The 21,518-nt window shown below is 63.0% G+C and carries 19 protein-coding genes; 6 read left to right on the top strand and 13 right to left on the bottom strand.

From position 1 onward, the window contains the following. Positions 1-193 precede the first annotated feature (193 nt). Together ACN5KJ_RS19690 and ACN5KJ_RS19685 are read left to right on the top strand one after the other, a co-directional pair. Positions 194-379, top strand: a complete 186-nt coding sequence (locus ACN5KJ_RS19690) for a hypothetical protein (RefSeq protein ID WP_347168137.1) — start codon at positions 194-196, stop codon at positions 377-379. After that, a complete protein-coding gene (locus ACN5KJ_RS19685) occupies positions 376-1,857 on the top strand; it encodes a sodium:solute symporter family protein (protein ID WP_418595812.1) in 1,482 nt (493 codons plus the stop codon). Before ACN5KJ_RS19690 ends, ACN5KJ_RS19685 begins: the two co-directional genes overlap by 4 nt. A gap of 460 nt (positions 1,858-2,317) precedes the next feature. Here the strand turns inward: ACN5KJ_RS19685 and ACN5KJ_RS19680 are convergent, their stop codons facing one another. The 4 genes from ACN5KJ_RS19680 to ACN5KJ_RS19665 all read right to left on the bottom strand — a co-directional run bounded on the left by ACN5KJ_RS19680 (position 2,318) and on the right by ACN5KJ_RS19665 (position 7,413). Then, entirely contained in the window at positions 2,318-3,499 is a 1,182-nt protein-coding gene (locus ACN5KJ_RS19680) for an acyl-CoA dehydrogenase family protein (RefSeq protein WP_418595810.1), read from the bottom strand. 17 nt (positions 3,500-3,516) lie between these two features. Continuing rightward, positions 3,517-5,127, bottom strand: coding sequence for a phytoene desaturase family protein (locus ACN5KJ_RS19675; protein WP_418595808.1), 1,611 nt, complete (start codon positions 5,125-5,127; stop codon positions 3,517-3,519). A gap of 73 nt (positions 5,128-5,200) precedes the next feature. Next, on the bottom strand, positions 5,201-6,268 hold the full coding sequence (locus ACN5KJ_RS19670) for an aromatic ring-hydroxylating oxygenase subunit alpha (protein ID WP_418595806.1): 1,068 nt from the start codon (positions 6,266-6,268) through the stop codon (positions 5,201-5,203). A gap of 341 nt (positions 6,269-6,609) precedes the next feature. After that, positions 6,610-7,413: an exodeoxyribonuclease III gene (locus tag ACN5KJ_RS19665; protein ID WP_418595804.1), complete on the bottom strand. Its 804-nt coding sequence runs from the start codon at positions 7,411-7,413 to the stop codon at positions 6,610-6,612. A 229-nt stretch (positions 7,414-7,642) separates the two neighbouring features. Between ACN5KJ_RS19665 and ACN5KJ_RS19660 the strand changes: the two genes are divergently transcribed. The 3 genes from ACN5KJ_RS19660 (at position 7,643) to ACN5KJ_RS19650 (ending at position 11,746) form a co-directional block, all read left to right on the top strand. After that, the gene (locus ACN5KJ_RS19660; RefSeq protein ID WP_347168143.1) at positions 7,643-8,470 is read left to right on the top strand and encodes an SDR family oxidoreductase; all 828 of its coding nucleotides are present in this window, start codon (positions 7,643-7,645) and stop codon (positions 8,468-8,470) included. 1 nt (position 8,471) lies between these two features. Continuing rightward, positions 8,472-9,872: an MmgE/PrpD family protein gene (locus ACN5KJ_RS19655; protein WP_418595802.1), complete on the top strand. Its 1,401-nt coding sequence runs from the start codon at positions 8,472-8,474 to the stop codon at positions 9,870-9,872. Between the two features lie 284 nt (positions 9,873-10,156). After that, the gene (locus ACN5KJ_RS19650; protein ID WP_418595801.1) at positions 10,157-11,746 is read left to right on the top strand and encodes an ABC transporter substrate-binding protein; all 1,590 of its coding nucleotides are present in this window, start codon (positions 10,157-10,159) and stop codon (positions 11,744-11,746) included. 233 nt (positions 11,747-11,979) lie between these two features. Here the strand turns inward: ACN5KJ_RS19650 and ACN5KJ_RS19645 are convergent, their stop codons facing one another. From ACN5KJ_RS19645 to ACN5KJ_RS19605, 9 genes are all read right to left on the bottom strand, one after another. Beyond that, positions 11,980-12,303, bottom strand: coding sequence for a 2Fe-2S iron-sulfur cluster-binding protein (locus tag ACN5KJ_RS19645; RefSeq protein WP_418595799.1), 324 nt, complete (start codon positions 12,301-12,303; stop codon positions 11,980-11,982). A gap of 88 nt (positions 12,304-12,391) precedes the next feature. Beyond that, the gene (locus ACN5KJ_RS19640; protein ID WP_347168148.1) at positions 12,392-12,784 is read right to left on the bottom strand and encodes a RidA family protein; all 393 of its coding nucleotides are present in this window, start codon (positions 12,782-12,784) and stop codon (positions 12,392-12,394) included. Positions 12,785-12,830: 46 nt separating this feature from the next. Further along, positions 12,831-13,358: a MaoC/PaaZ C-terminal domain-containing protein gene (locus ACN5KJ_RS19635; protein ID WP_347168149.1), complete on the bottom strand. Its 528-nt coding sequence runs from the start codon at positions 13,356-13,358 to the stop codon at positions 12,831-12,833. Positions 13,359-13,439: 81 nt separating this feature from the next. Next, positions 13,440-14,879, bottom strand: a complete 1,440-nt coding sequence (locus ACN5KJ_RS19630) for an amidase (RefSeq protein ID WP_418595796.1) — start codon at positions 14,877-14,879, stop codon at positions 13,440-13,442. Further along, on the bottom strand, positions 14,876-16,402 hold the full coding sequence (locus ACN5KJ_RS19625) for a class I adenylate-forming enzyme family protein (protein WP_418595794.1): 1,527 nt from the start codon (positions 16,400-16,402) through the stop codon (positions 14,876-14,878). Before ACN5KJ_RS19625 ends, ACN5KJ_RS19630 begins: the two co-directional genes overlap by 4 nt. A gap of 29 nt (positions 16,403-16,431) precedes the next feature. Continuing rightward, positions 16,432-17,262, bottom strand: coding sequence for a polysaccharide deacetylase (locus tag ACN5KJ_RS19620; RefSeq protein WP_347168151.1), 831 nt, complete (start codon positions 17,260-17,262; stop codon positions 16,432-16,434). Between the two features lie 4 nt (positions 17,263-17,266). Then, entirely contained in the window at positions 17,267-18,055 is a 789-nt protein-coding gene (locus ACN5KJ_RS19615; protein ID WP_418595791.1) for an SDR family NAD(P)-dependent oxidoreductase, read from the bottom strand. Between the two features lie 105 nt (positions 18,056-18,160). Further along, positions 18,161-19,972 carry an FAD-dependent oxidoreductase gene (locus ACN5KJ_RS19610; protein WP_418595789.1) on the bottom strand — a complete coding sequence of 604 codons (1,812 nt, stop codon included), beginning with the start codon at positions 19,970-19,972 and terminating at the stop codon, positions 18,161-18,163. Between the two features lie 6 nt (positions 19,973-19,978). Continuing rightward, positions 19,979-20,203, bottom strand: a complete 225-nt coding sequence (locus tag ACN5KJ_RS19605; protein ID WP_418595787.1) for a hypothetical protein — start codon at positions 20,201-20,203, stop codon at positions 19,979-19,981. A 215-nt stretch (positions 20,204-20,418) separates the two neighbouring features. Between ACN5KJ_RS19605 and ACN5KJ_RS19600 the strand changes: the two genes are divergently transcribed. After that, positions 20,419-21,507, top strand: coding sequence for an NAD(P)H-dependent flavin oxidoreductase (locus ACN5KJ_RS19600; RefSeq protein ID WP_418595785.1), 1,089 nt, complete (start codon positions 20,419-20,421; stop codon positions 21,505-21,507). The last annotated feature ends 11 nt before the right edge of the window (positions 21,508-21,518 follow it).

Below are 21,518 nucleotides of genomic sequence, written 5' to 3'. Positions count from 1 at the left end.
TCTATGACATCGACCAGAAATACGGCGACGTCACGGACGCAGACGACATCCTCGCCTGGCTCGAAAGCCTGGCGTGACCGGCGCCCTGCAGGCCATTGCGCCCGCAGGGCATCCGGCGCCAAACAGTGAATAAGTGGTGCGACAAAGCATCCGACCCCTGACACCTTCAACAATCCAACGGGAGCGCAAACTAATGCTACGTACAGTATCCCTGTGGCTGGTAGGGCTGGTCATTCTGGCCTGCTATGCCGTGCCCTATGGCCTGCTCGGCGATACGCCGAGCTGGACCGGTGCCTTTCTTTTCTGGACCCTTGCCGGGGTCGTCATCATCGTGCTGAACGCACTGGCAACCGCCTCTTTCTCGGAGGATGATCAATGAGCCAGTCGTTCATCTGGTACGGGATCGCAACCTATGTGGTGATCTCCATCGTCGTCGCGATGATGTCGCGGACGGGCAAGTCCTCCACCATGTCGGACTATTTCCTCGGCGGGCGCAGCATGGGCGGCGTGGTCTCGGCGCTGAGCTATTCGGCCACCACCTATTCCGCCTTCATGATGGTCGGCCTTGCAGGCCTCACCTACAAGGGGGGCGTCGGCGCGCTGGGGTTCGAGATCATCTATTTCGCCGGTGTGTCGCTGGTGGCGATCTTCGGGCCGCGCTTCTGGGCGGCGGGCAAGAAATACGGTTTTGTCACCCCTTCTGAAATGCTCGGAGCGCGGTATGGCAGCCGCTGGGTCGCGATTGCGGCGGCGGTGGTCAGCTGCATCTTCCTGATCCCCTATTCCGCCGTGCAGCTTTCGGGCGTCGGCTACCTGGTTTCTGGCATGACCGAGGGCGGTATCTCCTTTGGTGCCGGTCTGTTGATTGCCACCGCGCTTGCGATCTTCTTCTCCTATGTTGCCGGCATCCGCTCGGTCATGTGGACCGACAGCCTGCAAGCGCTGGTGATGATCGTCGCCTCGGCCCTTGTCGCCATTCTGGTGGTGAGCGAGCTGGGCGGGTTCAGCGCCATGTTCGCGACTGTTGCCGAGCGCAAGCCCGAGATGCTGACCGTGCCGGGGCCGGGGCTGTTCAGCCTGCAGACCTTTCTCGGGCTGACGATCCCGTGGTTCTTCTTTTCGATTTCCAACCCGCAGGTCAGCCAGCGTCTGTTCATGCCGGAGTCTCTGGGTGCGCTGCGTCGGATGCTTCTGATCTTCCTCTGCTTTGGTCTGGTCTACACGCTGGTGTCGGTGATCTGGGGCTTCTCTGCCTTTGTCGCCTTTCCCGATCTGGAAAGCCCGGATCTGGCGACCTCGGTCCTGCTGTCCTCGGACTTCGTGCCGCCGGTCCTCGGCGTGATCGTGATGGTCGGCATCCTCGCGGCTGCGGTTTCCACCATCGACTCGATCCTGCTGACGCTGTCCTCCATGGTGGCGCGCGACGTCTATGGCAATGTGAGCGGCGATCAATCCGATCACCGTCAGCTCTGGGTCGGCAAGTTGGTGATCCCGGTGATTTCCCTTCTGGCGCTTGGCTTTGCCGCGATGGAGCTGAGCCTGATCTCGATCCTGTCAGTGGCAGCCTCTGCGGGTCTGGTGGTCACCGTCCCAGCAATCGTCGGCGCCTTCTTCTGGAAACGTGGCACCGCAGCCGGGGCTCTGGCCTCGATCGCGGGCGGCGGGCTGTTTGTGATCGTGATGTATCTGACCGGGAACAAGCTCTTTGGCTACAACGCGGGCATTCTGGGCCTGCCGGTCTCGACCCTGCTGTTTGTTGGCGTCAGCCTGTTGACCCGACCCAGCAATGAGGTGACCGAAGGCTTCGTGTCCGAGCGCTCCTCCTCCGACGCAGCTCCGGTGGTCAACGCGGGCTGAGGATCGTCGTGATCTGACGTCAAAGAATGGCCGCCCCCGGACCCATGCGCCGGGGGCGGCGAACGTCGGGTGCTTTCGCGTGCCGGTGGCGCCGTCGACAAAGGCCAGCAAGGTGCAGGCAGGACCACGGTCCTCGAGCCGGGCGTGATCAGGGCCGTCTATCGCCACCAGCGCGCCATGGCAGTCCCGGCGCCGGCGCGGCTGGTGAACCCTTCTGCGCTCTTTGCGCGATTGCCGGATGCCAGCATCCTACACCCATTTCCGCAAGATCTTCCGCGTCCCCTTCAGGCCATGGTCTGCCGCCAGCGTCTCGGCTGCGACCGGGGGTCCTAATTCCGCGGAGGGCTCACCGCCAGCGTCCGCGCGAACGCATGCAGTGCGGGATCGATCCGGTTGTTGGACGCACGTCCGCGGGCCTTGCGCCGGATTGCCGCCGGACCATCGGCCCGGACGGGTGCGCTCACTGCGGCAGATCCAGATAGTCACGCTCGTAATCGCCGGTCATGCGGCGCGCGATGACGATGCGGTTGATGTCGTTCGTTCCCTCGCCGATCGTGTAGAGCAGCGCCTCGCGATACAGTCGTTCGACGGCATAATCCTTGATGTAGCCGCCGCCGCCATGGATGCGCACCGCGTCCTGGGCAATCTCCAGCCCCATTTCCGAGGCATAGAGCTTGGCCATGGCACCGATCATATCGGCGCGTTTGCCTTCCTCTTTTTCCCGGGCCGCTTCGTAGGTCAGCAATCGGGCCGCAACGAGTTTGGTCGCCATGTCGGCCAGTCTGAGCTGAACCGCCTGATGCTGGTCGATCGTCACGCCGAAGGTCCGGCGTTCCCCCGCAAAGCGCTGCGCCTCTGCAAGGGCATTCGCGGCAAGACCAACGGCGCTGATCGCGATTGCGATCCGCCCGACCTCGAGGGCTTCCATCAGGTGCCGGAAGCCCAGCCCTTCGCTTCCGCCCAGAATGCAGTCGCGCCGGAGCGGAACGTTGTCCATCTCGATCTGGACCGTGTCGACAAGATCGTAGGCCATCTTGTGGAAGGTCGAGGTGATCTCGATCCCGTCTAGCGCCTTGTCGACCAGCGCCAGCGAGAAGCGGGGCTTGCCGTTTTCTCCGGGCTCGGGGTGGCGGACGAGGGTCAACAGCAACGTGGCGCGTGCGCCATTGGTGACATAGGTTTTGGACGCGGTCAGGCTGTAGTCATCGCCGCGCGGATGCAAGGTGCCGCGAATGGCCTGAAGGTCCGACCCGCACCCCGGCTCGGTGAGGCAGAGGGCGCCACGATGTGCGCCGGTCGCCAGTCCGGGCAGGTAGGTCTCTTTCTGGGCGTCGGTGCCGTAGGTCGCCAGCGCATGCACAACGGTGGCATGGCTGTTCGCGTAGGCGGCGATCGTTGTCCAGGCGCGGGCGAGCCTTTCGAACACCGCCGCGAAGACGCTAAGCCGCAGCCCGAGACCGCCATGCTCCTCGGGCACGAGCAGGCCAAAGATGCCGAGCTCGGCCATCTCCGCCACCAGCTCTTGCGGGAAGGTGCCGCTTGCCTCGTACTGCGCGACGTTCGGACGGATGCGTTCCATGGCGAAGCGGTCCACGGTCCGGATGATTTCGCGCTCCTCATCGGTAAATCGGTGATCCATCATGTGTCCTGTTCGTGTCTTCAGTAGGGTTGGGCAGGGAACTTGCGGCCCATGTCCGCCAGCACTTCGCGTGCAGCGTTGTGCCCGGGCACACCGTTCACGCCGCCGCCGGGGTGGCAGGCTGCGCCGCACATGTAGACGCCTTTGACCGGGGTGCGATAATCGGCGTAATGCGCGATCGGGCGGCGGAAGAAGATCTGATCCAGGCTCATTTCCCCGTGATGCACATGCCCGTCGATCATCGAGAACATCGACTCGATGTCTTTCGGGGTCAGCACCTGGGCATCGAGCACGTCTTGGTCGAACCCCGGGGCGTAGCGGCAAATCTGGCTTAGCACGATGTCCACGAGTTCCTGCCGGGTGTCCGCATCCCATTCCCGCCCGTTCAGCGCATAGGGAACATGCCCGCCCATGATCTGCACAACGTGCCGACCCTCGGGGGCGACGCTGTCGTCGAAGGCAGACGGCGTGGTGATCCACAGATAGGGGCGCGGGGCCATCTCGCCGTTCATGGCCGATTGGAAGGCATCCTCCAACTCGTCCGAGTTCTCGGCCAGGGTGATGCCGCCCGGCCCGGCGACGTTCAGCTGGCGTTCGTCGAAAGCCGTCCAGCGGGGTAGGGCGCGGGTCGACAGGTTGATCTTGAAGGCAATCGACCTGGTGCGGTGCCTGTCAATCTGCCCGAGGATCTCGGGGGCGACATGGTCCTTGCCGAGGAGGTCGCGATAGGTGGCCCTGGCGCCTGCGTTCGACACGACCACGGGCGCGTCGATACGGCTTCCGTCCTCCAGTTCGACGCCCTGGACTGTGCCCTTCTCGATGATCACGCGGCGCACGGTCTTCCCGGTCAGCACTGTTGCGCCGTATGCCTCGGCGGCCTCCCTCAGGGCCTGGGTGATTGCGCCCATGCCGCCCCGGATCAGTCCGCCGGGGCCCTGGTCGGTGCTGTTGTCGCGCAGATAGGGGCGCGCCAGAACATAGGCCGAGCCCGGACTTTTCGGGCTGAGAATACCGGCAGACCCGGAGGCATAGCTCGCGAAGATCGTGCGTATTTCGTCGCTTTCGAACCAGCGGTGCAGGTAATCCCAGGCGCTCAGCGTGAGCAGGTCCCAGAGGTCGTAGAAATGGGGTAGGGCGCGGCGATTCCGCCATGCCAGTTTAAGCGTGCGGCGCAATCCCCGGAGTGACAGGTCGGTGGGATCGACCGGTGTTTCGAACAGCATCGGACGAAGCGCGGCGACGATACGTGTCATGTGGTCGTCATAGGCTGCATAGGCCTCTGCGTCCTTTTGCGAGAACTGCGCAAGCTCGTCCTGCACACGCGCGCGGTCGGGCCAGAACACCACCGAGCGGCCATCCGCGAAGGGGTGCAACGTCGGTGGCGTCGGAATGGGTTCGACGCCGCGACGCCGCAACTCGAGATCGCGCATGATCTTGGGCTGCAGCATCGACATCCAGTAGGCCGCAACGGAAACCTTGTGCCCTGGGAATACCTCCCGGGTCACCGAGGCGCCGCCAACGAAAGCCCGTTGTTCAAGCACACAGACCTTCGCCCCCGCCTTGGCCATGTAAGCCGCACAGGTCAGACCGTTGTGTCCACCGCCGACGACGATGGCATCATATGAACGCATCTCTTGCTCCTAGACGCTGGTAAGCCTGAACCCGGAGTCAGGATCGAAAGGTTTCACTTCCGGGACCGGCGCGTCAAAGCGCGCCACCGGCCTCCCTGATTGCGGATGCATAGAGCGTCTGGAAATGCGCGATGGCATTCTCGCTCTGCTGGCCGGTCTCGGTGCTGACCACGAGCGGTCCGTTGTCGAAGCCCATGCTTTCGAGGCCCTTCTGAACGGATTTTACCACGGCGGCATCCTCGACGCAGACGGTGTTACAATACTCGGTCCCCTCGGCGATGACCGCGGCGGTCGCCTCGTCCGACAGGCCCTCGGGCACCCACCAGCTGTAGTGGTACCTGGTCTTGTTCGGGCCCAGGGGGACAACCCGGCGCAAGGACACCGCGCCGTGGATCGGGAACACCTCGACCACGTTGTTGGGCCAGATGAACCAGCTGTGCAGATCGCCATGCAGGTCGCGGTCTTTCGCCCGGGCAATGAAATGCCGCAGGTAGGGGCCGTAGAGATCGACGGTATAGCTATCGGTGGCGTAGAGCTGTGTGATCGAGGTCGCATGGACCGATGCGCAGTGGTAGCACTCGTTTAGGTTCTCGACCGAGACTTTCCAGTTGCAATTGTGCTCGATTTCGCGCTCGAACACGACTTTCATGGTCTCGATGCCCTCGCGGGTCGAGACGATGCCTTCTTCGAGCCCCGGGTAGGTCTCGGCCAGGCTGCTGGCAGTGTCGTCGAGGTTCACGAACAGCAGGCCCAGCATGGTTTCAAGGCGCACTTCGCGCAGCTTGATGTCGGCTTTGCAGAACCCTTCCACATCTTCGGCATGCGGCGCCCTTACAAGGTCTCCGCTCAGGCGGTAGGACCAGGCATGGTAGTGACATACGAAGAGCTTGCGATTGCCAGCGCCCGTTGCAACCGCATGGGCCCTGTGCGGGCACACGTTGAAGAACGCACGGATCACCTCGTCCTCGCCCTTTGCGATCAGGATGCTTTCATCGGCGATGTTCGTCGTGAAGTAGTCGCCGACATTGGCAACCTGGCTGACATGGCCGACGAACTGCCAGGTCTTGTAGAAGATGTTCTTCTTGTCGAAGTCGAAGTGTGCCTCGTCGGTGTAGAACCGCGACGGAACGCTGTGCTGCATTTGATAGACCTCCCAATTCAATGCGGCTTTTGGCCAGATCTGCCGGCTGCCCTTTCGGGATCTCAAGCCCGCCGCCGTCGCCCAACCGGCAGGCGTGTGATCCACGAAACGGCTGCTCTGCGAATTCCGCCCATGTCTGGCTTCAGGCTGGAATAGACTGGAGGGTCATGTATTTATACTCATAAGTCAATACAATTGTGCCGGGCGTTCTGGCGAGAATTGCGGCCATGAGTTTACTTTGAAAACAGGTGCTTAAAGATCTGAGGCCCCTGCGGAAAACCGTGATGCAGCGCAGGCCCGTGCAACGTCGGACCTGCCTGCCAGGGAGCGGGCGCGCCGCTTCAGAGATTGAAACGTGCGAAGACGGGCGCGTGGTCAGATGTGCCCTTCCAGTCGCGTGCAGGGCGGTGGACCCAGCTTGTGTCCAGCTGATCTGCGAGGTCCGGCGTCGCCCAGATATGGTCGAGCCGGCGCCCCTTGTCCTTCTTGTCGCCCACGGGCGCATTGGCATCCCACCAACGGTATGCCCACCAGGAATAGAGCGCGCCTTCGGGCTGCGTTTTGCGCATGACGTCGACCCAGGCGCCGGATTTCTGCACCTTTTCGAGGATCTCGCCCTCTTGCGCGGAGTGGGTGACCTGGCTGCGCAGAAGCGCGTGATCATAGACGTCGTCCTTCGTCGGGGCGATGTTCAGATCGCCGACCAGCACGGATTTCTGCGGCTTCTGCGCGTCGAAGTATCCGCAGACATTGTCCAGGAAATCGAGCTTCTCCTGAAAGCCCGGGTCGATGCGGGCATCGGGTTGGCTGCCGCCCGCCGGGAAGTACATGTTGTGGATGCCGACCCCGTTCTCAAGTCGGGCAAACAGGTGGCGCGCCTCGGCGGCGCCCGTGAAGTTCCTGCTTTCGACTTCGGCAATTGGCCGCTTCGAGAAGATCGCCACGCCATTCACGTCGTCCTGATCGCGGATTTCGTGATGTGTGTAGCCGCGCTCGGTGAAGGCGCGGACAGGGAAACTTTCCTTGGCCACCTTGCACTTCTGAAGACACAGGACGTCGGGGCTCTCTTCGTCCAGAAGGCGCGTGACAACCTTCAGCCGCGGGACCAGTGAGTTGATGTTCCACGAGACAACAGTGAACGTCATTGCAGTGAATTCTCCGGGCTTGCTTGCGATCCACGACGCGGCGGATGCGCAGTTGCGGCCACCCACAGCGTCGGTCGGCCGCCAATCGCAGCCGCCGCGGCCAGTCTACGCACGACAATTATACTTTCAATAACTAAAAAACACTGTATCGTAAATTTAACGTACTCATCCGTATGCGCTCGACGTGATGCGACCGGGTACGCATGGCTTTTTGGGAATGGAGAACGTGATGTCCAACAAATCTCTCAGCGGCAAAGTTGCTGTAATCACGGGCGCCGGAAGCCCGATCGGGCTGGGCTACGCGATGGCCGAGGCCACGCTGCGCGAGGGCGGCAAGGTGGCAATGCTCGATGTGAATGCAGCCTGGCTGGAAGAGAGCGCAGCGCGTCTCAAGGCGCTGGCCGGGGATGAGAACGTGCTGCCGATTCAGGTGGACATCACCGATCCGAAGGCGGCGGAGGCTGCCATCGCGCAATCGATCGAGACTCTGAACGGTCTGGATATCCTCGTGAACAACGCGGGCCTCTGGGAACCCGCCAGCTTCCGCGAAGTGACCGTCGAGGCCTGGCAGCGAATCCGCGCGGTGAACCTTGACGGGCCGTTCTACCTGACGAAGCCCGCCGTCGAGCACATGATTGCCCAGGGTTCGGGGCGTATCGTCAATGTCACCACCAGTCTCGGCACGATGTGGACCGCCTCGAACACGACCTACGGCAGCTCGAAAGCCGGGCACGAGGCCATGGCTTCGGTTCTTGCGCTCGAGCTCGAGGGCACCGGCGTCACCTGCAACGTCCTGATTCCGGGCGGCAACACGGCGACCAACATGTCGGCGAAGTATCGCGATCCGGACATCGACACCTCGGCGCTGATGCAGAACCACGTCATGTCCGCGCCTTATCTCTACATGGCATCGGATGCCGGGAAGGATTTCAACTGCCGCCGCGTGGTTGCCGCCCTCTGGGACGAGGCTCTGCCGCTGGAAGAGCGTCTCGCGAAGGCCGCCGCTCCGATCGCCTGGCCGCAGCTCGGCGGTTTCTCGATCGAGCCGAAAAAGTGACATGACCCAACAGATGCCGCCGCAAAGCACAGGACAGGAGTGCAAGATGCACAAAGGCTCGATGGCACGTGACCTCGGGAGTTTCGTGGCCGGTCTGGAATACGCGCAGCTGCCGCCCGAAGTGGTCGAATTCGCCAAGTCGCTTATCCTGAAGACGGTGGCCGGCGTGCTTGCGGGCATGTCCTGCCCCAACACCCGGAAACTGCTCGACGACATTCAAGCGCGCGCGCTGCGCGGAGAGGTCAGCATTCTGGGCACCGGGCTGCGCACCTCGGCTTGGGAAGGCGTTCTTCTGAACGCCTTTGCCGCCCATGCGAGCGAGCTGGAGGATGTCGCTATTCCGGACGGCGGTTGTTCGTGGGACGTGACGGTCATCCCGCTGTTGCTGACGCTGGCCGAAAAGAACAGCATGTCGGGCAAGGCGCTGATCGAGGCGACGGTTGCGGGGCTTGAGGCCCATTACCGGACAAGCCTGCCGTTCGACGTCATGCGGCTGGGCCAGTCGCTGCCGACCACCTCGGGCATGGGGTGCGCGGCCGCCGCTGCCAAGGCCTACGGCCTTGATGCGGAACAGACAACGGCGGCCATGGGCTTCGCCCTGTCCGGGCCTGCAATCACCGAGGCCAGTTTGGGCACGGACGCCCATTTCCTTGAATCGGCGCTGCACTCGTTGCAGGGGATGATGGGCGCCGACATGGCGCGCATGGGTCTGACCAGCAATCCGGACCTCGCCTCCTACAAGGACATGTTGTCGAAAGGCATTTCCCTCGATGATGCCATGGCCAACCTTGGCACGCATTGGTTCTTCCGGGAAATGTGGGTGAAGAAGTACCCGAACTCGATCAGCATCCATCGCCAGCTCGACGCACTGTTCGAGATCATAGCCGCAGAGCGGCTTGCGTCTGACGACATCGAAACCGTCGAGATTATCGCAGGAGCGGAAGATGCGGGTTGCGACAATCCCAACCCGGTGTCGGCAGGCGAGAAGCAATTCAGCTTCCAGCATGCCCTGGGCCTGGCGATCCTGAACGGAGAGTTGAGCGTAAGCGACTTCCTCGACGGAGAGGTGGACGAGCCCAGGCTCCTGGAGGCGCGCGGCAAGGTCCGCGTGACGATCGAGGCGGTCGGCAAATCCTCCGAGCCGGTGCGCTACATGAGTCGCCCGACGACGGTTATCGTGCGCACGAAGAACGGCGAGACGTTCACGAAGGAGCGGATGGCCGTGATCGGCTCGGTCGACGAGCCGATGACACGGGCACAATTCAACGCGGTGTTCGAGCAGTTCGCCAAGCACCATCTCGCGCCTGAAAACATCCGTGCGTTCCAGGACACGATCTGGGCTCTGGAAGAGGTCGCCGACATGTCAGTGGCGCTGGGGGCGCTGGCCCCGGGCGCGCAGTAAACAATTCAGGCGGCGTGGCCTTCAGGCTGCGCCGCCTGCCGTTCCGATCGTTCGGGCCGGTATCGGGGGGAATCACCCTCGATTTCGGGGCTGTGCCATGCTCTTGTGGGCCTATGGCGCTGCAGGGCATCTGGTCCGACCCGGCTTTTTAGTGTCACCGCAATGGTTTGCGAAAAAGTACAAGTTTTTTGCCATTACGGTGAATAATACGCGGTAGTATTTTTGAATCTATAGTATTCTTGACCTGCGCTTTGGAACGCGAAGCGCGAAAACGGGAGGTAAGAATGAAACTCTTCAATTCGAACAGGGCCGCGCACACCAGAACCGGCCCCACACGGCGTGACCTGCTTGCCGGCGGTACGGCGCTTGGCTTCGGGATGCTTGGAGGCGGCCTGCTTCTGCCGCAGATGGCGCGTGCGGAACCCAAGCGGGGCGGACACGCGGTGTTTGCGATCGGCAACGCCAGTACGACCGACAGCTTCAATCCCGATGTTACCCTGGCCACCTTTGGCGGCGTTGCCCGCGTGACCTTTCTGGATTCCCTCTACGAGATCAACTCGACCGGCGAGATCGTGCCCGTGCTGGTCACGGATGCCAGTGTCGACGACAGCGCAACGGAATGGCGCCTGACCCTCAAGAAGGACGTGACGTTCCACAACGGGAAGACGCTGACGGCCGAGGATGTCGTGAACTCGATCAACCTGCACCGTGCGGAGGGGTCGAAATCGCCGGTGAAGTCCCTGCTGGTCAATCTCGAGGACATATCCGCCGAGGGCGATGATATTGTGGTGTTCAAGTTGAGCGCCCCGGATGTCGACTGGCCGTCGACCCTTGCGGAATACACATTGTCGATCCTGCCCAGCAAAGACGGTGTCGCCGACTGGCAATCCGGCGTGGGCACCGGGCCCTATCGTCTGATCAGTTTCGAACCCGGTGTCAGCGCCCGTTTCGAGCGCTATGAAAACGATCACAGGTCTGACCGGGGTTGGTTCGACAGTGTCGAATACATCGCCGTCAACGATGGTGCTGCGCGCACCAACGCGATCATCTCGGGCGAAGTGCATGTCTCCTCCGAGATCGAGCCCAGCCTCGCTATGCGCCTGAACAACGTGCCGAACGTGACGGTGGTCTCGCGGACGAGCCCGGGCTTCAGCCTGTTCGACATGCAGACAGCCCTGGCGCCGGTGGATAATGTCAACGTGCGGCGGGCGCTGAAATACGCAATCGACCGCCAAGAGTTCGTGGACAAGATCCTCTACGGGTACGGGACGGTTGCAAACGATCACCCCATCGCGCCGACGTACCAGTTCCATGATCCAAGCCTCGAACAGCACAGCTACGATCCGGACAAGGCGAAATTCTATCTCAAGGAAGCCGGTCTCGACAGCCTCGATCTGGACCTGCAAGTGTCGACCAGCGCCTTCACCGGGGCGGTCGATGCGGCGCTGCTCTATTCGGAAACTGCGCGGGCAGCCGGGATCAATCTGAAGCCGGTGCGTGTGCCGGCGGATGGCTACTGGGCGACGACCTGGGCGAAAACCCCTTTCTTCGGATCGTATTGGACCGGTCGTCCGACCGAGGCGCACATCATCTCGCTTGCCTACGGGAAAGGCGCCGCCTGGAACGCGACCAGCTATGCCAACGATCGTCTCGACCGTCTGGTCACCGAGGCGAAAGGGCAACGCGACGAGGCCAAGCGCCGCGAACTGTATGCCGAGGCGCAGCGGATCCTGAGTGTCGACGGTCCTTCGGTGATACCTGCGTTCAACAATATGATCGATGCGGTGTCGAATGAGATCGGGATGCCCGAGACCAACGTCACCCAGGCCTCGCTTGACAGCCGCTATGCCGCCAGCCGCTGGTGGTTCGTCTAGGGCAAGCTGCCTGCTGGGACACCTGGTGGATCCCTTCGGGAAGAGGGCGGCACCTCGGACACCTCTGCGGTGCAACGATTGACCGCCCACCGCGTCGCCGAAACCGGGCACCTTCAGGGTGCCCGGTTTTTATGTCCGGGATCACCGGGCGTGCCATTGATTTGGAACGAGAAAAGGCGCTCAGGAGGATCTGAGCGCCTTTAGGTGTCGATCAAGGTCCGGGATCGCGCGGGCTATTTCTGGCGGGAGGAAATGCGCACAGTCAGGCCCTCAAGCGCGTCGGTGATCCTGATCTGACAACTCAAACGAGAGTATTCGGTCGCCGGTTCGGAGGTGAACTCCAGCAGGTCTGCCTCAAGCTCGGCCACCGGTGGAACCTTGTCGCGCCATTCGGGTTCGAGGAACACGTGGCAGGTCGAACAAGCGCAAGCGCCGCCGCATTCGGCGACGATCCCGTCCACGCCGTGATCGCGGGCCGTTTCCATGAGCGAATTTCCGACCTTGGCCTGGATCGTGCGCGATGCGCCTGACGGCGTGATGAAGGTGACAGTTGGCATGACGGTCTCTTGAGTGTTGGCTGGAGCCTGGGGAGGGCGCCCCCTGTAGACTGCGGGGGGCAGGGGGCGCCACCCGGGTAGGGGGGCCCTACCCGGGGATCACGCCGATCGCCTCGACCTCGATCTTGAGGCGGGGGTCGTATAGCGCGACAACCTGCACGGCAACGCTGGCCGGCGGCGCATCCATGTTCACGTATTGCGAGCGGATGCGTTGATAGGCCGACAGCAGCTCGGGGTCGCTGTCGGTGATGTAGGCGGTCAGCCGACCGACATGCTCGAACCCGAGGTCGCCGGCTTCGAGCGTCGCTTTCAGGTTCTCGAACACCGCCGTCACCTGATCTTCGATCGAAGACGTGACCGGCTCGCCATCAGGCCCGGTGCCGACCTGACCGGTCAGCAGGAACACGCCCTTGCCCTCTAGTTTCGTGCCCGAGGACAGGCCTTTCCAGTTCGAATGCGCTGGATTGAAGGGGGTAATCATGATGTCTCCCTCTGGATGTCTTGAGTGGGGCGGGTGCGGGCAGGCGTCAGTTGCCGTCGCGACAGGAGAACATCACCTTCCACTCGCCGTCCTGGCAGACCGTGCCGTCCTGCTTGCGGATTTCCACCCAGAACACGACGATCCCGCGGCCGCCTTTCGAGGTCGGGCGAACGGATTCGACGCGTTGGAAGACGTGGATCGTGTCGCCAATCATGATCGGCGCTTTCAGGTTCCAGTCCATGCCGAGGAAGGCGATCGCGGTGCCTTCCTTGATGCCAAGGCGGCTTTCAAGGCCGGTGGCGACGGCAAAGGCGGCGGGACCGTGAAAGATGCGGGTGCCGAACGCGGTGGTCTTGGCGAATTCCTCGTCGGTGTGGATCGGATTGAAGTCACCGGTCAGGCCGGAAAACATCAGAAGATCTGCTTCCGTGATGGTCCGTCGCGGAGTGACCCATTCCTCGCCGACGGTGAAGTCTTCGAAGAATTTTGCGTTGGGCCCGACAAGGTTGGCGATGTCAGTCATTCGGGTGAACCTTCCTAGAAGTAGCGGGGATGCCGGCATGCAGCCAGCCATGGTCAACCTTGAAGCTACACTGAATTTTTTGATACCGCTACGTCTTTTTTGACCCGAGCGTACTAAAAAGCGCTATAAAGTTTAGAGCGCTCCGAAGACGGGGTAGCCGGTGGTCCAGCTGCCGGTGTTTTCAAGCTGTGCCGACAGCCGCAGAAGTCCGGTCTCGTCCCCGAAGCGCCCGATGAGCTGGACCCCGATGGGCAGCCCCGTCGCGGTCCGGTAAAGCGGCAGGCTGGCCGCCGGTTGCCCTGAGGCATTGATGATCGCAAGGAACGTCGTGTAGCTGCCAATGTTGCGGCGGAAGCCGAGGAAGTCCGTATCGGTGCTAATCTCGCCCAATCTTGCCGGCGGGCGTGTCAGCGTGGGGGTCAGCACGAAATCGTAGTCGAGCATGTAGCGCTCGAGCGTGCGGCCAAGTGCGTGGAAACGGTTGATCGCCAGCCCATAGGTTTCGGCGCCCACATCTTTTCCCATGCGATAGGCGTCGAAGAGCGCCGGTTCGAGCAGCGCTTTCGGATCCTTCTCGGGTGCGCCGCGCAACACGCCGTTCACCGTAAGGGTCACGCTTGCGGCCATCACGTCGATCATCGCATCGAGGAATTTGGAGAACTTGATCCCGGGCAATGCGGCCTCTTGCACCTCGTGGCCGAGGTCACGCAGAAGGGTTGCCGTGTGGGCCGTCGCGGCCTGGCACTCGGGATCGATTGCGATCCCCTCCCAGGCCTCTGTCCAATGGGCGATGCGCAGGGGGCGGTCGAATGGCCGGTCAAGCTCGGCCAGGTACGAGGCGGGCCGGGGCGGTGCCGCGTAGGGTGCGCCCAGCTCCATGCCGGCAATTCCGTCAAGGGCGGCGGCGGTATCGCGTACAGTGCGGGTCAGGACGCCGTCGGTTGCGAGGCCGCCCCATGCCTCGCCGCGCACCGGGCCGAACGGGATCAACCCGCGCGAGGGCTTCAGTCCGTAAACCCCGCAACAGGCGGCGGGAATACGGATAGAGCCGCCGCCGTCGCTGCCATGCGCAATCGGTACGATCCCGGTTGCAACAGCCACGGCAGCCCCGCCCGACGAACCGCCGGATGACCGGCCAGTGTCCCAGGGGTTGCGGGTTGGGCCACCGTTGGCGCGCGCCTCGGTTGTGGGGGCCATGCAGAATTCGGGCGCGGTGGTTCGCCCGAACGGAAGAAAGCCCGAGGCCTCGAAACGCTCGGTCAGCGTGGCGTTGATCGGCGAGGTCATCCCCGCGAACAACTCCGATCCGACGCTGCCCTCCAGAAAGGTCGATGCAAGGCCCGAGTCCTTGAGGAGGAAGGGCAGGGCGCCGAAAGCGCCCTTCGGCTGCGCCATGGCGGCCATGGCGCGCGCGGCCTCCGGCTTGGTGAAGCACAACGCGTTTACATGCGGGTTCACCGCTTCGGCGCGCGCGATTGCGTGCTCCATCAACTCTGCGGCCGTTGTCTCGCCCGCGTGCAATGCAGCCGCGAGCCCAAGGCCATCATGGCGCAGATAGTCTTGTGGCGTCATTGGTTCGCCTCCGCAGGGGTTGCATCGAGTTCGGCCTTCAGTGCTGCCTTGTCGATCTTTCCGGTCTTGCCCTGCGGCAGCGATGGGCGGAAAAGGTAGTGGCGCGGCACCTTGAATTCGGCGAGGTGCGCCTCGGCATGGGCTTTGATCGCGCCTGCCTCGACCTGTGCGCCGTGGCGAAGCACGATGAAGGCCACGGGGACTTCGCTTAGAATGCGGTCCGGCTGGCCGATCACGGCCACTTCCTGCACGGCGGGATGGGCGGCCAGCACAGCCTCGACCTCGGCGGGGGCGATGTTGGCACCGCCCCGAATGATGATGTCCTTGCTGCGTCCCGTCAGATAGTAGAACCCGTCGGCATCGCGATAGCCCAGATCGCCCGACCGGAAGAAACCATCCTGCATGGCCTGTGCGGTCAGATCCGGTGCGCCGTCGTATCGGGTCATGGTCGCCGCGCCGCGCACGGCCAGTTCGCCGATTTCGCCATCGGCGCAGAGGCTGCCATCCTCGGCCAGAACGCGGACATCGGCGAGGGGCGCCGCCTTTCCGATCGCGGCTTCCGGCACCGGCGCCGGGTCGGTCGGGTAGCGCCCGAAGATCGGGGTGGCCTCTGTCATGGCGTAGTAATTGTCGATGTGCTTGCCGAAACGGTTCCGGAACCGCGCCATGGTTTCCGCCGCCAGCGGCGCCCCGGCGCTGACCAGGACCCGGATGCCCGCGAGGTCGAACACCAGATCCCGCTGCTCGCAATACTCCAGCATCATCGAATACATTGTCGGCACGCCTTGGAAGTAATCGACCTGATGCTCGATCATCGCCTCCAGCACCCGCGCCGGGTGGAACCTGTTCAGCAGCACGACTTCGGCTCCGGCCTGCAGGGCGACGGCGCAAGCGGTGGACAGGCCGTAGAGAAACCCCAGGGGCAAGGCGACAAGCACCCGATGCCCGGGCGTGATGTCCCACATCTGGCGCAGGGCGATTGGCGCGGCCACCTGCGCGGCCTGGCTCAGCATCACGGCCTTTGGAACACCCGTCGAGCCCGAGGTGTAGATGAGAAGGAAGTCCTCTTCAGGGGTCGCGAGCCGAGTGCTCTCAGCGCGCGCGGAACCCTCAGGGGTGGCATTCAGCGCTTCGAGGTGGCGGAAACGATCTCCGGCGGCTGCCTGACCGATCCCGGCCATGTCGTCGGATACGAAAAGCAGGCGCAAATCGCTGTGCCTGACGATATAGCCCGCCTCGTCAGCGCTGAGCGCCGCGTTCAAGGGCACGAAGACGAGCGCAAGCTTGGCCGCAGCGTAATAGGCGAACAATGTCTCCGGGCAATTGGCGGCAAACACGCCAATCCTGTCCTGCCGCGCAACACCCATGCCCCGCAGGATCTCGGCCACGCGGTCAACCTCGGACAGGAAAGCGCGATAGGTCAGCGTCTTGTCGTCAAAGCGCAGGGCGATGGCCTCGGGCGCGGCCGCCGCGGCATCTGTCAGAGCGGCATAGACCGTAGCCGGAGGAGGCGAGGGCTGCATGTGGGAGGCTCCTTCGGAATTGGTTTGGGTCATCTTGGCAGCGTGGCGTCCTGGCGGGCGGCTTCGCTGGCGAGGGTCGAGAAGTCCACGCCCTGGCAACCGGACATATGGGTGATCAATTCATCGAGCATGGCGATGCGGGGGCCGCGTCCGATGATCTGCGGGTGCATGGTCAGGGTGAAGACACCGCGTTCCTGCGTCCTGCAGTGGTCGAACTCGTCGCGCCAGATCTCCAGCACCTCGCGCGGTGTGCGAAGACCCGCGTAGAGCGGCTTGTTCAGGAAGGTGAAGTAGGGGAAGTCGTCAAGCTCCCAGGATACCGGCATTTCGATGACCGATGAGACCGGACCCTGTTCGAAGCGCTCCTGATCGACGACATAGCCCCGACGCGCGCGATAGGGCAGGAAATCGTGCCCCATCATCGAACTGTCGTATAGCAACCCTCGGTTTTCGAGCAGCGCGATGGAATTCTCGGACAGATCGAAAGCGGGCGAGCGGTAGCCCTTGGGCTGGAACCCGCCGCCCACTGCCTGCGACAGCTTCTCGATCGAGCGGTCGAGAAGGTCGGCTTCTTCAGTTTCGGTGCGCCCCACCGGGGCCTCGTGGCAATCCCCGTGGAGGGCGATTTCGTGCCCCCCGTCGCGAATGGCCGCAAGGGCATCCGGGAAGGACACCGCGGTATGCGCCGGTACGAAGAACGTGGCGGCAATGTCGTGGCGTGCCAGAAGGGTCAGCACCCGGGGCACACCCACATCGGCGCCATACTGGCCGCGTGACATTGGCGTTGCCGTCGTTGCCCGGAACGACCCGAGCCAGAGCGATACCGCGTCGAAATCGAAGGTGAGACAAACCGTGGTCATCGGGTCATTTCGCCGTCCAGCCGCCGTCGACGACGAAGGACTGGCCGGTCACGTAGGACGCCCCTTCGCCCAGCAGGAAGGCGATGACCCGCGCAATCTCGATCGGATCGGCCTTGCGAGCCATGGGCACCGTGCGCGGCAGCCAGTCGGCATCAACTCCGACGCCGCCCATCTTGGGGGCATTCTTGCCCAGCAAGGCCAGTGAGTTGTTGCGGATGTCGGTGGCAATCACGCCGGGGCACACGGCATTGACCTGGACACCTTGTGCCGCATAGGCGCAGGCGATCTGCTTGGTCAGGCCGATCACGGCGTGTTTCGAGGCGGTATAGGCAGGGCCGTCCGCCGCGCCGACAAGCCCGCCGACCGAGGACACGTTGACGATGCTGCCGCGACCGGCCTTCGTCATATGTCGCAGCGCCGCGCGACATCCGAAGAAGGTGCCGCGCAGGTTCACGTCAAGCACGTGGTCCCAGAGCGCATCGGTGGTTTCCGTGCAGGTCGTGAAGCCGTCGAAGACGGCGGCGTTATTGATGAATCCATCAAGCCGCCCATGCCGCGCGACGGCATCATCCACAAATGCATCGACCGCGGCGCTTTCGCGCACATCGGTGACGTGAAACTCGGCGCTTCCGCCTGCCGCGTCCACCGCAGCGATGGTTTCGGCACCCTGATCCGCCAGCACGCCGCCAATGATCACCTGCGCACCGCAATGCGCCAGATGTTCGACCGTGGCTCTGCCAATGCCGGTTTCGCCGCCCGTGATAAGAACAACCTTGCCGTTGAGATCGGACATGCAACCCTCTCCTTCGAGTGAAATCTTCATGGGTATATTAAATATACCAAGAAGTATTTTCCAGTGCTAATTGGGTCCGGTCGCGCCTGGCTGCCGCCAGCCGCGTCAGATGTCCTTGCAGAGGCGCAGCGCATCGTAGATCGCCGCATGGATGTTCCGACTTGCCAGGCAATCCCCTAGGCGGAACAGCATGAAGGCGCCTTCCGGGTTGTGGGCAATCGTCTGCGGCCGTCCGGTCAGCAAGGCGCGATGGTCGATCTCGCCATGATTTCGGGACGCGACCTTGAGCCTGTGGAACAAGTCGTCCACCGGAGTCGTGCCCTGCTCGGATACCACGAGGTCCACCACCCGTTCTTCCAGCCGGCGGCTGTATTCATTGGCCAGTACCGCGACCAGGCGATTGTCCTCTTGATAGACCTCCTGCAGCCGCAGATCGGGCGACAGGACGACTTCTTGGGCGTATAGCTTGCGCAGATGCGCGGCGGCGTTGCTTGACCCGACGTCGGGGAAGGCGCGGCGATCGGGGAAGGCGAGTTCGACAGTCGCGCCCGCCTCGGCAAGCACCAGAGCGACGCTGGGGCCCTGATGGTCGCCCTTGTCGTCGTAGACCAGTGCCGATTTCGGCTGTCCGGCCGTTCCTTCCAGGGCGTTCCACGACGTGACGCACAGCTCGGCGCCCGGGAAATCGCCCTTGTTGGGACGTGCACCCGTGGCGATGAGCACCACATCGGGGGCCTCCGCCAGGATGGCCTCTTCGGTCGCGATGGTGTCCAGCCTGACATCAACGCCCAGCTTGAGCACCTGCGCACTCAGCCAGCGCCCGATGCCTGACATCGCCTCGCGCCAGGAAGGACGGGTGGCAAGCTGCATCTGGCCGCCCAGTTTGTCTGTCGCCTCGAACAGGACGACCTCATGGCCGCGCGACGCGCAGACCCGTGCTGCTTCAAGCCCGGCCGGGCCACCGCCGACCACGACAACCTTGCGCAGTCCCGAGGTCTTGCGCACCAGTGTCTGCGGCAGGTGCTCTTCGCGTCCGGTCGCCGGGTTGTGCAGACACATCGCGGGGCCGAAATCGAGCTGGTCGATGCAATAGGCGGCCCCGACGCATTGGCGAATATCGTCCGGGCGTCCTTCCATCAGCTTGCGCATGATGTGCGGGTCCGAGAGATGCGCGCGGGTCATCCCGACCATGTCGGTTGCGCCCTCAGAAATGGCGCGTGCCGCAGTGTCGATGTCCTGAATGCGCTGCGCATGCAGGATCGGCAGGTTGATTTCCGAGCGGAATGCCATCGGCAGGTGCAGGTAGGGGGCAATCGGAAACGACATGTTCGTATTGGTCATCGAGAACGTGTAGTGCTCGTAGGATTGGCCGCCGTAGACATCGAGAAAATCGATCATCCCGGTATCCTCGAGGCGTTTCGCGATCTTCAGGCATTCCTCGGGATGCAAGCCTTCGGAGTGGTATTCATCGCCGGGCACGCGCATGCCGACCACGAAATCCGGGCCGACGCGCTTGCGCACGGCTTCGAGCAGTTCGAGCGAAAAGCGCATCCGGTTGTCGAAGCTGCCGCCGTAGCCATCGGTGCGCCGGTTGCAGAACGGCGACCAGAATTGCGCGAAGATGTGCGGGCCGGCTGCCGACAGCTCGACCCCGTCCAGGCCGGCCTCACGCGCACGCCAGGTGGCAGCGGCGAATTCCTCGATCACACGGTCGATATCATGTTGGTCCATTTCGCGCGGGAACGACCGGTGACCCGGTTCGGGGATCGGGCTGGGCGCCATGGCCGGAATCCAGTTCTCGGTGTTCCAGGCCATGCGGCGGCCCAGGTGGTCGAGCTGGATCATCACCGCCGCGCCATGGGCATGCACCCGCTCGCGCATCCTGGCCAGATGCGGGATCACGCCGTCATCGGCCACCCGCAGCTAGCTCCAGAGCGCGGCGGTGTGCTCGGGTGAGACCGCCGTCGTGCCGCCGAAGATCGTCAGCCCGATGCCGCCTTTGGCCTTCTCTTCATGATAGCGGAAGTAGCGCTCTGTGGGCAGGCCGTCCGAAGCGTAGCCCGGCACGTGGCCCGTGCTGAAAATCCGGTTTCGGATCATGAGTGATTTGATCTGAAGTGGCTCAAGCAACGCGTTGTATTTCGACACGTTTGTATTCCCAATGGTTTGAGAGCGCTGCTCAAAGCACCGTCTCGGAGTTCCGATGTTCAGCACGTCCGGCCTGCTTTGCAAGGCTTGACGGGAGGCTATGGCCGAAATAACGTACTTTCAAGTATAAATTAATACACAGAGGTACGCCGTGCGGTCGCGCGCGCAGATCTCGACGAAAAAAGGAGCCCCTCGTGAAGACTGCAGTTACCGAAATGTTCGGCATTGAAGCCCCGATCTTTGCGTTCAGCCATTGCCGCGACGTTGTCGCGGCCGTTTCGAAGGCGGGCGGCATGGGCGTCCTGGGGGCTGCCTGGATGACGCCCGAGCACCTCGAGCAGGAGCTCAAGTGGATCGATGACCATGTCGATGGCAAGCCCTATGGCGTGGACATGGTGTTCGCCGCGAAGGCTGAGGCCATCGACATCGGCACCAACCCCCGCAACGTGGTCGGCAAGCAGCAGTACGATTTCATCAACGGTTTGATGAGCGAAGACGGCGTGCCCGAGCTTCCGACCTCGGAAGTGGAAGGGTGGTACCGTGAATATGCGGAAAACCTCAGCTTCACCCAGGAGAAAAGCGAGGCGCTTCTCGATGTGGCGATGAAGTTCCCGATCAAGTTCATGGTCAGCGCGCTGGGGCTTGCGCCCAAGCATATCATCGACAGGATGCATGCCGCGAACATCAAGGTGGGGGCATTGATCGGTTCGGCGAAACATGCGCGCAAGCAGGTTGAGGCGGGCGTCGACGTGATCATCGCACAGGGCTCCGAGGCGGGCGGACATGTCGGCACTGTCAGTTCGATGGTGCTTTGGCCCGAAGTTGTCGACGCCATCGCGCCGGTGCCGGTTCTTGCTGCCGGCGGCGTGGGGCGTGGGCGCCAGATGGCTGCTGCCATGGCGCTTGGCGCACAGGGTGTCTGGACGGGATCGGTCTGGCTTGGCACGGTGGAAAGCGAGCTGAACCCGGACCTGCGCGAGGTGCTCTATGACGCCAGTTCGGAAGACGCGCTGATCACCTACGGCTATACCGGCAAGCCCTGCCGGTCGCTGCGCAGCAAGTTCACCGATGCCTGGGCCCGCGATGATGCGCCCGCCCCGCTTGGCGTGCCCTATCAATCGATCCTGTCAGGCGAGCCGTTCCGCCGCGCCGAACGCGCCCATCGCAAGGATTGGATGACCTATGCGGCCGGCCAGATCGTCGGCCAACTCAAGGAACCGACGACCGTGAAGGAAGTGGTCTACGACATGGTGTCGGAATACTTCGATACGATGGAACGCCTTGAAGGTCTGAACGAGGCCTGAACGATCCGAAA

The organism is Ponticoccus sp. (in: a-proteobacteria), assembly GCF_048381735.1.
The sequence above is the reverse complement of the archived record's forward strand: the minus strand, read 5'-3'. Positions and strand labels throughout refer to the sequence as shown.